13 protein-coding genes are annotated in these 13,446 nt (G+C 58.4%); 9 read left to right on the top strand and 4 right to left on the bottom strand.

The genetic code is table 11. From position 1 onward, the window contains the following. Nucleotides 1-85 precede the first annotated feature (85 nt). The 9 genes from AC0V6O_RS08400 to AC0V6O_RS08360 all read left to right on the top strand — a co-directional run bounded on the left by AC0V6O_RS08400 (nt 86) and on the right by AC0V6O_RS08360 (nt 10,113). Nucleotides 86-2,167: a CapA family protein gene (locus tag AC0V6O_RS08400; RefSeq protein ID WP_486143167.1), complete on the top strand. Its 2,082-nt coding sequence runs from the start codon at nt 86-88 to the stop codon at nt 2,165-2,167. 106 nt (nt 2,168-2,273) lie between these two features. After that, complete coding sequence (gene recN / locus AC0V6O_RS08395) at nt 2,274-3,938, top strand: DNA repair protein RecN (protein ID WP_486143165.1); 1,665 nt, start codon at nt 2,274-2,276, stop codon at nt 3,936-3,938. Then, a complete protein-coding gene (locus AC0V6O_RS08390) occupies nt 3,935-4,246 on the top strand; it encodes a hypothetical protein (protein WP_486143163.1) in 312 nt (103 codons plus the stop codon). Before recN ends, AC0V6O_RS08390 begins: the two co-directional genes overlap by 4 nt. Before the next feature lie 136 nt (nt 4,247-4,382). Further along, nucleotides 4,383-4,667 (top strand): putative quinol monooxygenase, encoded by a 285-nt coding sequence (locus tag AC0V6O_RS08385; RefSeq protein ID WP_486145560.1) that lies wholly within the window; start codon nt 4,383-4,385, stop codon nt 4,665-4,667. 40 nt (nt 4,668-4,707) lie between these two features. Beyond that, nucleotides 4,708-6,786, top strand: coding sequence for an NAD-dependent DNA ligase LigA (ligA, locus tag AC0V6O_RS08380; protein ID WP_486145558.1), 2,079 nt, complete (start codon nt 4,708-4,710; stop codon nt 6,784-6,786). Further along, nucleotides 6,783-7,967: a sterol desaturase family protein gene (locus tag AC0V6O_RS08375; RefSeq protein ID WP_486143161.1), complete on the top strand. Its 1,185-nt coding sequence runs from the start codon at nt 6,783-6,785 to the stop codon at nt 7,965-7,967. The genes ligA and AC0V6O_RS08375 overlap by 4 nt, the downstream gene beginning before the upstream one ends. Next, complete coding sequence (locus tag AC0V6O_RS08370; protein WP_486143159.1) at nt 7,967-8,455, top strand: CinA family protein; 489 nt, start codon at nt 7,967-7,969, stop codon at nt 8,453-8,455. The genes AC0V6O_RS08375 and AC0V6O_RS08370 overlap by 1 nt, the downstream gene beginning before the upstream one ends. A 93-nt stretch (nt 8,456-8,548) precedes the next feature. Further along, the gene (locus tag AC0V6O_RS08365; protein WP_486143157.1) at nt 8,549-8,899 is read left to right on the top strand and encodes a YciI family protein; all 351 of its coding nucleotides are present in this window, start codon (nt 8,549-8,551) and stop codon (nt 8,897-8,899) included. Between the two features lie 2 nt (nt 8,900-8,901). Continuing rightward, nucleotides 8,902-10,113 carry an RNA polymerase sigma factor gene (locus tag AC0V6O_RS08360; protein WP_486143155.1) on the top strand — a complete coding sequence of 404 codons (1,212 nt, stop codon included), beginning with the start codon at nt 8,902-8,904 and terminating at the stop codon, nt 10,111-10,113. A gap of 3 nt (nt 10,114-10,116) precedes the next feature. Here AC0V6O_RS08360 and AC0V6O_RS08355 read toward each other — a convergent pair whose 3' ends face one another. From AC0V6O_RS08355 to AC0V6O_RS08340, 4 genes are read right to left on the bottom strand one after another with little or no spacing between them, the layout of a single operon-like run. Next, nucleotides 10,117-10,833, bottom strand: coding sequence for a DUF2459 domain-containing protein (locus tag AC0V6O_RS08355; protein ID WP_486143153.1), 717 nt, complete (start codon nt 10,831-10,833; stop codon nt 10,117-10,119). Further along, nucleotides 10,833-11,735, bottom strand: coding sequence for a 50S ribosomal protein L11 methyltransferase (locus AC0V6O_RS08350; RefSeq protein ID WP_486143151.1), 903 nt, complete (start codon nt 11,733-11,735; stop codon nt 10,833-10,835). The genes AC0V6O_RS08355 and AC0V6O_RS08350 overlap by 1 nt, the downstream gene beginning before the upstream one ends. Next, a complete protein-coding gene (gene bla / locus AC0V6O_RS08345) occupies nt 11,732-12,649 on the bottom strand; it encodes a subclass B3 metallo-beta-lactamase (protein WP_486143149.1) in 918 nt (305 codons plus the stop codon). Before bla ends, AC0V6O_RS08350 begins: the two co-directional genes overlap by 4 nt. After that, the gene (locus AC0V6O_RS08340; protein WP_486143147.1) at nt 12,639-13,349 is read right to left on the bottom strand and encodes an SDR family NAD(P)-dependent oxidoreductase; all 711 of its coding nucleotides are present in this window, start codon (nt 13,347-13,349) and stop codon (nt 12,639-12,641) included. The genes bla and AC0V6O_RS08340 overlap by 11 nt, the downstream gene beginning before the upstream one ends. Between the last annotated feature and the right edge of the window lie 97 nt (nt 13,350-13,446).

The following is a 13,446-nucleotide window of genomic DNA, read 5'->3' as shown; positions in this document are numbered from 1 at the left end:
TCCCTTAGGCCCGTGCTAGCCCCTTAGGCCCGTGCTAGCTCTGCATTAACCAAATATCATCTGCTGTGCGTTAGTCCGCGCGGCCATGAGACGTTCGTTTTGCTTTACCCTATTTGCGCCGCTGTTTGCTTGTCTGGCAGCGGTTGGCCTTACTGCGCCTGCCACTGCGCACCCTGACCACGGATTGGTCGGAGGGGCAGATGCTGGACCGGGCGAGATTTTGATTGGTGGAATGCTCGACGGGCGCCGTGATGGCGTGAAGTTTGATGGCATTGCAGTAACGATCAATGGCGCCCCGACCGATCTGGCCGAGGACGGGCATTTCACCGCCGCGGTGCCAGTCGCCCCCTATTACCGCGTGGACATCAAAGGCGAGCGCATTTTTACCATGGTGCAAACCTTCGGCAATGCTGAGCTGCGCGATGCGCGCTGTGATTGCTTGTCGATCCCGCCGATAGAGATGGTCGCGCGTAAAAAGGGACGCATCGAGCTGTTCTTTGGCGGCGATAGCATGGCGGGTCGGCGTTTTTTCTCGGCCCCGCGCGGTGAAGAGGCGGTGCTCGATAAGGTGACGCTGGACAGCGATTTGGATCACCTTTTTACCGCCATCACACCCTATCTAGAGACCAGCGATCTGGCGTCAATCAATCTGGAATCCGTAGTCGCTGCGGAGCAACCCGGACCGCCGGCGCCCAAGAAATACTTGTTCTTCTCCCCGCCGGAATTGACGCATGCTCTGGCGCGCGCAGGGATTGATCACGTTTCACTGGGCAACAATCACACCGCCGATTACCGCGATGCCGGGTTGAAAACTACGATCGACGCCTTGGACGCCGCCGGTGTCGCATGGTCTGGCGCGGGCATGGATGTGACCGAGGCAGAGCGCGCCTCTCGCTTCGATCTTGCCGAGCACAAGCTGGGCATTTATGGCTTTGTCGGGTGGCGCGGCACATGGACGCCGAACCAGACCGCCACCGAAATCAAAGGCGGCGCAGCCTGGGGCAAGCGCAGCGATGTCGAGCGCGTGACCAAGCGTGAACGGCGTGCCGGATATGTCCCGATCATGCATTTCCACGGCAATATGGAATATGCCGACCGGCCATCGGAATTGTCGCTCCCGCGTTTTCGCGCTGCGATTGAAAAAGGCTCTCCGCTGGTCATCGGCCATCACCCGCACGTGACCCACGGGCTAGAGATATATCGCGGCGGATTGATCGCGCATTCGCTCGGCAATTTCCTGTTTGATCAGGAACACCCGCACACCCAAGTCACTTACGCGCTGAAGGTCTGGTTGGAAAAGGGCGAGTTCCTGCGCGCAGAAGCGATCCCGCTTAACATGCTCGATTACCGCCCCGTTCCGGCAACCGGCGGCATGCGTCAGGCGGTGCTAACCCGGCTGCATTGGCTGTCGGAAGAGATGGGCACTGTGCTGGCGCAGACAGGGGGGCACTCCGCCGTTTGGGCCAAACGCAGGGGCATTGAGCGCCCACAATGCCGTTTCCCCAAAGAGTTCAACCTTGCGCATTTCGCACCTGCCTGCATCAGCGACCGGGGTAGCTATGGCCGCAATATGATCCCGCGCGGCGACTTTGAAAACACTCAGTTTGAGCTGGCCGGGGATCGGTTTTGGATGTCGCGCAATGCGGCGATTGATTTCCGCACTTGGCCTAATGGCGAAGGCTATATGGCCCTACTGCCCGACGGCGGACCCAAACTGCCTTATCTCTATTCGCGCTCTTACATTCGTGATGTCTATGCGACCCGCTTTACCCTGCAGAGCAAGATCAAATTGCCCCGCGACGCCGAGGTGGAATTGATCTTAAAGGAGCGTCCGCAAGAAGGGGCCGCGCCATCCTCCTCCATTCGTGGAACATCAATCGGCACAATCGAACTAGCCGGAGGCGATTGGCGTGATCTGAAATTCGATTTCAACCGTCCGGAAGAGATCAATGGAGCGGCGCGCGCATTCCGAGTGATCCTGAAAATCCGTTCCAAAGACAAACGGGCCGCTGGCGACAAGACCATTGAGCTGGATGATTTTGAGCTGATTGAATGGCCTGATGAAGACAGCCAGAAAGACCCGGCGCAGGCGTGGCGGTGGACCCATTACCAGCCCAATACTTTACGTGCTGAAAGCAGCCCGACTAGCCCCTCCGCTGGCGAGTAATACTCAGACAAAACCTCGGCGAATGCACGCAGCGCAAAACTAGCTGTTTGTTGTCTCAGCTCAGCAGGTGACGTGCGGCATTTGAGCGGTTAGAAAACCCGCTGAAATGCTGATCCGCCTGTCCATCCGCAATATCGTGCTTATCGAGGCGCTTGACCTAGAGTTTACGCGCGGGTTGGGCGTGCTCACCGGGGAAACAGGCGCGGGTAAATCGATCTTGCTCGATGCGCTTGGTCTCGTGCTGGGCGACCGGGCTGAGACTTCTTTGGTGCGCGCGGGCGAGGCCAAGGCCAGTGTGACTGCCAGTTTTGAATTTGGCGCGTTTCCCGCCGCAATCGTCGCCACATTGGATGATGCAGATATAGAGTTGGAGCCGGGAGAGCCGCTGATCATTCGCCGTCAGGTGAAGGCCGATGGCGGTTCCAAGGCCTTTATCAATGACCAGCCTGTTGGCGTTGCTTTGCTGCGAGAGCTTTCCGCATCTCTGGTTGAGCTGCACGGACAGCATGATGATCGCGGGCTGGTGAACCCGCGCGGGCACCGCGCTTTGCTGGATCGATATGCCGGGACGGATCTGGGTGGATTGGAATGCGCATGGCAGGCATGGGTCAAGACAGAGGCGCAATTGGCCGAGGCACGCGGTACGGTGGAGCAGGCCGCGGCTGACCAGGAATTGCTGCTCGCCCATCTGGCTGAACTGACCGAGATTGAGCCGCAGGCGGGCGAAGAGGTTCGCCTCGCAGAGACCCGCGCCGCCATGCAAAAGGGCGAGAAATTGTCCGGTGATTTGGAGGAGCTGCGTCATATTTGGGAAGGCTCAGATTCGCCGCTGGCATCGCTGCGGGTGGCCGCACGTAAGCTGGATCGGATCGCTGGCGAGCATCCCTTGCTGACCGAGGCATTGGCAGCGTTGGACCGTGCGGTGATCGAAGCGGGCGAGGCGGAGGATCGCTTAATGGATGCGGGCAATGCTCTGGTCCATGATCCCCAGGCGCTGGATGATGCTGAGACGCGATTGTTCGAACTAAGAGCGATTGCGCGCAAGCATCGCTGCGATGTTGATGACCTGCCAGAGCTGATGCGCGACATGCGGGCACAACTTGACGCAATTGAGGGCGGTGAGGCGCAATTGGACGCGCTGGAAACCGCCGCCCGTGAAGCGCGAGAGATCTATCTGGCTAAGGCGGAAAAAGCGCATGCTGCGCGGTTGAAAGCGGCCAAGAAACTGGACAAGGCCGTTGCGGCAGAACTGGCCCCGTTGAAGCTGGACGCCGCGCGTTTCCTGACCGCGGTGGGTAAATTGCCAGAAGACAAATGGGGCGCGGCCGGAATGGATAGCGCCGAATTTCTGATTGCGACCAATCCAGGCGCCGATTTTGCGCCACTCAACAAGATCGCATCGGGCGGTGAATTGTCGCGCTTTATTCTCGCGCTGAAGGTGGCCTTGGCCGAGCAGGGCGGGGCCGCAACCGTAATCTTTGACGAGATTGATCGCGGCGTTGGCGGCGCGGTGGCAAGCGCGATTGGAGAGCGACTTGCTAGGCTGGCCGACAGCGGCCAATTGCTGGCCGTGACGCACTCCCCGCAAGTCGCCGCGCGCGGCAGGCAGCATTATCTTATCGCTAAGGCTTCCAGTGGCACCGTTACCAAAACCTCGGTCTCGAAACTGAGTTCAATGGAGCGCAAGGAAGAGATTGCGAGGATGCTGTCGGGCGCGGAAGTCACACCAGAGGCGCGCGCGCAAGCGGACCGTTTGTTGGAGAACGCATGATGGAAGACGTGAAGCCTAAAATGAGCAGCCTGCAAATCCTGGCATTGGTCGCCGGGATCGTCGCGATCCTGGGTGCGACAGTGTCGTGGCTCGTGGTGATCATGGTAAGCTCGCACTACAGTCCAATTGATGCAGATACCTGGCCGACCTATGCGATAACGACCGCAATGTGGCTCGTCTTTTCCGGCGCAGTCGGGTGGCTGATGCTGCGGCTTACTCGGGGATATGTGTCGGCTAAAGGCTGGGCTATCGCTGGCTGCCTTGGTGCGGCGCTCTTGATATTGTCGATGTTTGTTCTGGTTGAGTGAGTGTTGCGGCCAACCCCGATACTTTGCAGAGTAATGGAATCGCGTAATGCAGCGGCGTGAATTCACCGGCCTTGCGGCATTTTCTTTGTTGAGCGGGTGCTCAACCAGACTTCTAGGAGCTCAAGAATTGGAAGAAATGTATGGCTTGATTGCCCAGATGAAAACCGCTGAAGGTAAGCGTGCAGAAGTTATTTCTGCCTTGCTCGAAGGTACACGTGATATGCCAGGAAACATCGCCTATATGATCGCCGAAAACCTCGAAGACCCCAACTCGATTTGGATCACCGAAGTTTGGCAGACGAAGACCGATCATGCGAACAGCCTCCAGCTGTCTTCAGTCCAGGCGGCAATTGGCAAGGCGCGCCCGCACATTGCTGGTTTCGGAACGCGGGTAGAGACAAAGCCTGTAATGGGAGCCTGAATTGGCGAACCTCTCAGAAGCCGATGCAGCCAATGAGCTGATGCGCCTCGCGCGCCTGATCGCGAAGCATGATAAGCTCTATCATGCGCAGGACAATCCGGAGATCACCGATCAGGAATATGACGCGCTGGTGCGGCGTAATGCGGAATTGGAGGCGGCGTTTCCGCATCTGATCCGCGACGACAGCCCGTCCAAAAATGTCGGCCATCAAATTGCTGCATCGCCGCTGAGCAAGGTGACGCATGAGGTTCGCATGATGAGCCTCGACAATGGTTTCTCGCGCGAAGAGATTGAGGAATGGACCGCGCGGGTGCGGCGTTTCCTCTCCCTGGATGATACGCAGGTGATGGCTTTCACTGCTGAGGATAAGATTGACGGGCTGTCCTGCAGCTTGCGTTATGAAGGCGGCAAGCTGGTGCGTGCGGCGACGCGAGGCGACGGGCAGGTCGGCGAAGATGTGACCGCCAATGTGCAGCATATTGCCGACATTCCGCAGGAACTGCGCGGTAATCATGTGCCCGATGTATTCGAAGTGCGCGGTGAAGTTTATATGGAAAGACAGGCCTTTGCTGCGCTTAATGCTGCGCAGCAAGAGGTGGAGGCAAAGTTGTTTGCGAACCCGCGCAACGCCGCCGCAGGATCGCTACGTCAGAAGGATGCTAGCGTCACAGCAAAACGCGTTTTGCGGTTCTGGGCGCATGGCTGGGGCGCGGCTTCCGCAGTTCCGGGCTCCACGCAGAGCGAGGTTGTGGAGACCTTGCAGCGTTGGGGCTTTCCGATCTCGCCACTGTTCACACGGGTCGAGAGCACGGATGCTTTGATCGCGCATTATGAGAAAATTGGCGCTGCTCGTCCGGACCTCGATTACGAGATCGATGGTGTGGTTTACAAAGTCGACCGGCTTGATTGGCAGGGTCGGCTTGGCTTTGTTGCGAAGGCTCCGCGTTGGGCGCTGGCGCACAAATTTCCGGCCGAGCAGGCGCAGACCACGCTGGAGGCGATCGACATTCAGGTCGGGCGCACCGGCAAGCTGACCCCGGTCGGCAGGCTCGCCCCGGTTCTGGTTGGCGGGGTAACGGTCACCAATGTGACTCTGCACAATCGCGATGAGATCGCGCGCCTGGGCGTGCGGCCAGGCGACCGGATTGTCGTTCAGCGCGCCGGTGATGTGATCCCGCAGGTGGTCGACAATCTGACCCGTGATGCGGAGCGCGAGCCTTTCGATTTCCCTGAGATTTGCCCGGAGTGCGGCAGCGAGGCTGCGCGCGAAGAGGGCGAGGTTGATATGCGCTGCACCGGTGGGCTGATCTGCCCGGCTCAGCGGACCCAGCGGCTTGAACATTTTGTCAGCCGCAAGGCGATGGATATTGATGGGCTGGGGGAGAAAACCATTGGCCAGTTTTTTGAGTTGGGATGGCTGGAAAGTCCCGCTGATATCTTCCGCCTTAAGGATCGCCGCGACAACATTCTGGCGTTGGAAGGTTGGCAGGAAAAGTCGGTCGACAACCTCGTCGCCTCTATCGAGGCAAAGCGTGAACCGGATGCAGCAAAATTGCTGTTCGGTCTGGGCATTCGCCATGTTGGTGAGGTCACTGCACGCGACCTGATGAAGGCGCTGAGTGACATCAATATGCTGCGGAATGCTGCACAGCAATTTTCAACATATCGCCGCGAAAATCCACTGGGCGATGACGAGAAACCATCACCGTTCAAGGCCCGCATGGACAACGCCGCGAAAGACATTTTCGGCGTCAGTGATGGGTTCGGCGCGACGGTCGCGCATTCGCTCGCAGACTTTTTTCACGAGCCGCACAATGTCGTCGTTTGGGAGGATATGCTGAGCCAGGTTTCACCGCCGGCCTATGTGGTCGAGGCGCTCGACAGTCCGGTCGCGGGTAAGACCGTGGTGTTCACCGGCAAGTTGGAGACAATGAGCCGCGATGAAGCGAAAGCGCAGGCTGAACGGCTTGGCGCAAAGGCCAGCGGCTCAGTCAGCGCCAAGACCGATATTCTGGTCGCAGGGCCAGGGGCGGGATCGAAACTCAAAAAGGCGCAAAGCCTGGGGATTGAAGTGATGGATGAGGCAGGCTGGGCCGCAATTGTGGCGGCGGCGGGATGAGTCGCAAGATCGAAAAACGCGCCGAGGCGGAGGTCTCCGGTTACTTTCGCAAGCTGATGCGCGATCTGGAATCGCCGCGCCAAGTGCGCCGTTTTGGCAGTGGCTGGTTCGCTGGCTTTTTCGCGCTGTTGTTTTCAATCGCAGGGTTCTTCCTTGTCATCGCGCTCCGCTTTCCAGAATGGTTCGCGACACCGGAACTAGAGATCGTCAAGGAATGGAGCGGGTTTCGCACGCTCGTGCACGGTGTTCTGTTGGCGAGTTACTCGCTGGCATTGCTGAGCTTGCTGTTGAGGCCGCGCAAGGTGCTGGGCGTGAGCGCGTTGGTCATTGGCATTGGAGCAGCCTTGCTCGGCGGTGCGAATGTTCAGCCAGAGGAGACGAACAGTTGGGGAGTCTTTTTCGGTCTCGATTTCTTTATCGTCAACTTGCTGGTCACCGGCTTGATGTTCGCTCCATTCGAACGGCTGTTCCCGCATCGCCGCGAGCAACGCTTGTTCCGTAATGAATGGCGAGAGGATCTGTTCTACTTCCTGGTCAGCACGATGTTTGTGCAGATCCTAACGTTTCTAACGCTTGCGCCTTCGACCATCATCAACGCGAACACCAATAGCTGGGAGGCGTTTCGTGCGGGCGTCGCCGACCTGCCATGGTTGGTTCAGTTCGTGATCGTCTTGGTCGCGTCTGATTTCCTGCAATATTGGTATCACCGCCTGTTCCATCAGGTTCCATTCCTGTGGGGCTTTCACGCGATCCATCACAGCGCAAAGTCGATGGATTGGCTTGCCGGTTCGCGCATGCATTTGATTGAGGTTGTGTTGCTGCGAATGGTGACCAGCCTGCCGCTCTTTACGCTCGGGTTCAGTCCATCGGTAATGCAGGCCTATCTGGGCTTCATATACGTTTGGTCGTCGCTGCTTCACGCGAATGTCGGCGGAGATTTCGACCGTCTTGGACATTGGCTGGCAACGCCAAGGTTTCACCATTGGCATCACGGCTTGGAACAAGAGGCGTTTGATGTGAATTTCGCCATACACTTTCCGTGGATCGACAAGCTGTTTGGGACCTTCCATCTTCCGAAAGGGCGCTGGCCAAAGGACTATGGTATTCCTGAGGATGTGCCACGTAGCTATCTTAAACAGATGGCCTATCCATGGACTCGCAAACCGAAAGATCAGGAATAATGCTCACGGAAGCGCACCCACAGGCGCTGCGGATTGCCGATTTGTTGCGTGCCCGGGGTGAGAAAATTGCGGTGGCAGATGGTGCAACCGGAGGATTGATCGCGGCCAGCATGTTGAGTGTGCCTGGTGCGCTCGATTTCTTTGTTGGCGGCGGTGTGGTCTATTCGTTCCGGGCGCGCGATGTTCTGTTTGATCTACCGCGCGAGGCCTATAAGGGCATGCGTGGGGCAAGTGAAGAATACGCCCTGCTTCAAGCGCGCGCGATCCGCGACAATTTCGTCGCAGATTGGGGCATCGCTGAGAGCGGCTCTGTCGGCGGCAGCAAGCATCCAAGTGGCGCGCCATCTGGGCGCAGCTGTGCAGCGCTTATCGGGCCAGAGAGCGAGCACACGCTTGTGCTGGAGACAGGCAGCGAAAACCGGATCGAAAACATGCAGGCCTTCACTCGCAATGCGCTCAATCTGCTGGAGCAAACACTCAGCGAATGAAAAAAATCTGAGTAACTGTCGAATCCGACTTGCCAGTTTCGTCTTCTGATCAGAGCCTCGCCGCAGTGGCGCGGGCCACAAAGGAGAAGACCCATGCAATATATGTTGCTGATCACCGAAGACGAGAACATTTATAAGGGTGATGATGGTGGCAAATTGATGGAGGAAACTGTCGGCAAACACATGGCGTTAATCGCAGATATGGAAAAGGCCGGCGTCTATGACGGAGGCAATCGATTGCAGCCTGGAGCCACTGCCACAACCATCAAATACAAAGCTGGTGAGGGCACTTTGCATGATGGCCCCTATGCTGAAACGCATGAAGAGCTGGGTGGCTACTACATCATCGAAGCGAATGATCTCGACACAGCCATTGACTGGGCTCGTAGAATCCCAGTGCCTGGCAACGGCGGGATCGAAGTGCGCCCCGTTTGGCAGGAGTGATTTTGGCGGCCGCGTCTGTGCAAATCGCTGATGCCATTTCAGAGGCGCGGCCGCGAGTGATCGCGGCTCTTGCCGCGCAGCTCCGCGATCTGGATATGGCGGAGGATGCCTTCGCCGACGCGGCGGAGACGTACATTTCCAAAGGTGTCGCGGCAGACCGTCCCGCCGCGTGGCTCTTCATCACAGCTAAGCGCAAGGCGCTCGACGCGATACGTAAGCAGGCGGCTCAGGAGCGGGCTGTCAGCGATGCGGCTCAGGTAAGCGAGATGAGCAATGTTATCCAATTGCCCGAAGCGATACCGGAAGAACGGCTGCGTCTGATCTTTATCTGCTGTCATCCAGCGATTGCTTTGGAGGCGCGCACGGCATTAGCGCTGAAGGTGATTTGCGGTGTGCCAGTGTCGGAAATTGCGCGAGTCTTTGTGTGCAATGAACCAGCCATGTTTCAGCGCATCACGCGGGCCAAGACAAAGATCCATAAAGCAGGCATCGCGTTCGAATTGCCGCCGCGAACGGCATGGGCAGAGCGGTTAGATGCGGTACTGCTCACCTTGGAATTGGCCTATACGGTGGCATATCAGGATGCGGCGGAAGAATGCGATGGAGAGCTGGCGGGTGAGGTCTCGCGGCTTGCCAATATGTTGGCCGAATTGCTGCCAAAGGAGCCGGAAGTGTTGGCGCTGGCGGCGCTCATCGCGCTTGCAAGATCGCGGGAGGCGGCGAGGGTGGATGAGGCCGGAGCGATGGTCCCTCTGTCTCAGCAGGATTGCAGCCTTTGGGGTGGCGCACTGATTGAACATGCGCGGCTCTTTCTTGATCAGGCGCATGCATTTTCGCGAACCGGGCCGTATCAAGTGATGGCCGCAATTCAGCTGTGCCATGCGCGGCGCCGGACCGATGGTACGACCGATTGGGCGGCAATCTTGAAATTTTATGATGCACTTATGGTGATGCGGGCGGGCGCTGTGGTGGCGCTGAACCGGGCGGTTGCACTTTCGCAAGCGGAGAGTCCTGCCGCTGGGCTTGCTGCGTTGGAAGAGCTTCCGAAAGAGAAGCTCCAATCACTTAGGCCCTATCATGCGGCGCGAGCGGATATGATGATCCGATTGGGGCGCGATGAAGAGGCAAAGGTATCGCTGAACGCAGCATTGAAACTCAGTCCGCGCAGCGCAGAACGGCGATATTTAAAGCAACGCTTGGCAAGGATTGAATAGAGTTTAGCGCTCGCCCAGCTCCGTGCGATGCACCGGAAGCCACTTCATCAACCCGCCAGACATCGGCGTCCAAAGACCCGTGCGTATGTCCGCCATCGCTAGCCGATTGCTGGTCCATTGGTTACACGTCTGTGTGAAATTGTAGCTTGGGATTGCGGTGTAATACGCATCCTGGCTGAACGTATCGCGTTCGTAATCGCGAAACGGGTCGGCGCCCAGCGGCGGCAGGTCTGCTTCAATTGCTTTGACCAAGGCTTTGTATTGTTCGCCCGACACGCGCATCGCGCGGCGCTCCTTATCGAGGGGCGGATTGATATAGCGGCTGACGCGGATCACGCCGGGTCCGCCAATCGTCCCGATCCTGAGCGCGCTGGATACCGACAGATCGGAGATTTGCGGTATCTCCATCATGGCTTGCCGGTCGCCAAATCCAATCGCGACATGGGTCGGCTCGGCGGTGCCCAGCCATTCATTCGCGCTGGGAAATGTCTCACGCCAATCCTTGTGCGCATTCGCCATCGGCAGCACGAATTGCGTGTGCACTCCATTGGTCTCAACCATGATCGTAACCGGATCGGCGATCGGCTCCTCAGCGAGTGTGCCGCGCGGGATCATGGATCCAAACCATGCGGTGAGCAGGAACAGTGTGAGTGCAGCCACCAAGGCGATGAGCGCATATTTCAGCGCCCTACCAATTCTGGGGAGCACCTTGCTGGCCATCAGGTGCCGCGCCGCCGCAGCCACAGGATCGACCAATCGCCCCTGACAAGGCGCGCGGTCAGGCGAAAGCCAGCGCGGCGATAGGCTCGGCGAATGCCTTGCTCCTGCTTGGTCAGCAAACCGGCAAGCAAGACGCTGCCGCCTGGCGGAACAGAGGCGGCGAAATCAGGTGCCAGCTCGGTCAGCGGTCCTGCCAGAATATTGGCGATCAATAGGTCATAAGGCGCGCGTGCCCGCAGCAATGGATCGTCCATGCCATCCGCGATCACCATCGCCATTTCGCCAGGGCGCGGACCAAGTCGGATGGCATTGAGGGCGGCATTATCCTCAATCACGTGGACGCAGACGGGATCGATATCGGATGCGGTGGCGCGCGCGGCAGGCCAAAGCTTGAGCGCCGCGAAACCGAGCAGCCCTGTGCCTGTGCCGATATCGGCGAGGTTGCGCGCATTCATCCCAGTGCGTCTCATTACCGCGAGCATTTCGAGACAGCCAGCGGTGGTCTCATGCTGGCCGGTGCCAAAGGCTTGGGCCGCTGGGATCGCAAAATTGATGGCAGATGGGTCTGGCGCAAAATCGGGCGTATGAATGTAGAATGGTCCGGCGCGGATCGGCTCGACGCCTTGCTGGCTCAGAGTGAGCCAATCCTGATCGGGCAATTTCTCAACCGTGATCTTGGGCGCTTTACCAGCGAACAGGTCGGCGAGGGCATCTCTCTGAACTGTGCCGGGCTTGCTCGGATACCACCCTTCCAGCACCCATTCCTGTGGGCGATCCTCGGCAATTTCGCGGCCAGAAATGACGAGATCAAAATCCCAATCATCCAGCTCATCGTGCGTCAGCAGAGCGGCCTGTACGGCCTTCTTTGGCGCAAAGGCCGATAGCTTCCAACTTGTGCTCATTCGCTAGCGGTTTCTTTGGCGGCTTCTTTGGCGAGGCGGGCATCAAGATCGCGGTGCTTTTTGGCGACATATTTAGCGCAGGGCGCTTCCATGGCCAGCAGGCCGCCCTTTTCAAACCATTGGAACAACTGCCCATGCGATGGATGCGCAGCCATCAAGATATCGCAGTCAATGGCTACCAAACGATCAAGACCCGCGCGATACTTTGCCAAGTAATCCGGATGATCGGAGAAGCGATATCCATCTGCGCTAACCGGAGAGAGGCTGTCAGCGTAGACGATGGTTTTGCAAACGTCGTTTTCGCAGCTTTCCCATTCCCAACTTGTCGCGCCGGGCGTGTGACCCGGGGTTGCGATAGAACGGACAGAGGTTTGTCCTGCGCCCATTGCATCCCCGTCCTGATGGATAATATCGACGCGAACGGGTGAAAATGGCTCATGCATCCCGTTTTGCGGGTCGCCCGGTTGATCGCGGCCTGTACGCATCGCCTCGGCGCCCGCCTCCAGCGAAACCAGAGTTGCCCCGGTCAGCTCCTGCAAATAGGCCATGCCGCCAACATGGTCGAAATGTTCGTGGCTAAATCCGAGCAGGAGTATGTCGTTCGGGTTGAAGCCCAAGCTCTCGATGTTGCTCTCTACAACGCGGGCTCCTGCCTCGGTCCCGCTATCGAGCAGGATGTGGCCGCTGTCATCGGTGATCAGGATCGCAGAGATACCGCATGTGCCGACGTAATAGGAACTGCCGTGAATCTTGAAGGGCGGGGCAGGCTTGTCCCAGTCGTCCCAAGGCTCACAGGCGTCAAGAAATGCTTGCTGGTCCGCAGGTAACCCAGAAGGCTCTTCTTCGTTCGCGAGCGACGTAGAACAAGCTGTGAGCAACAACGCGCCCGTGATCACGCTTAATCTACCGAACATAGCTCGCTCCATTGGCGTCGATCACCGCGCCGGTCATACTGGGCGGGGCATCCAGCGCACAGAATGTGATGATGCGCGCGATCTCTTCTGGCTGAGCGACTTTGCCCAAAGGAATGTCTTTCAGCAGACCGTCGCCGCCGCGACTCTCCAGATAATCTCCGGCCATGGCCGTATCTGTAAAGCCCGGAGCTATCGCATAGCTGAATATGCCTTCGCTGGCATAAGCGCGGGCGATGGTCTTGTGCATGGCCAGCATGCCGCCCTTTGCCGCGGCATAATGCCAATGCGCAGGCGAATCGCCCCGGTGCCCGGCGCGGCTTGCGACATGAACGATCCGCCCAGTGGTCCCGGTATTTTGCCAATGGCGCACCGCAAAGCGAGACAGTTGGGCCGCGGCGGTTAGATTGATGCGCAAGGTGTCTTCCCACCCGTCAAGCCAGGCAATGTCGGACCCATCCAATGGATTGGCGTCAAACAGTCCCGCATTGTTGATCAGCACATCTACTTTGCCGCCTGTCTTCTCCAGCATGGCGTCCCATAGGGCTTGTGCTGCGCCAGGGTCTGTGAAGTCTGCCGCAATCGTCTGATCATCGCCGCTGCGCGTCGCATGGCCAGTCACATTCGCCCCGCGCTGGGTCAGTTCATTGCGGGCCGTCGCACCAATCCCGCGGCTTGATCCAGTCAACAGAATGTATGTCATGCGGCAATCGGCCCTGGCTAAGAGTGTCCTGATTGCACTCTCTATCCAAAACTTTGCACCGGGAGTCGAGCGCTCACCGCTTGTCACACGCGATTGT

It is taken from the genome of Erythrobacter sp. JB2-19, from assembly GCF_057365005.1.
This window is presented reverse-complemented; position numbering and strand designations above follow the sequence as displayed.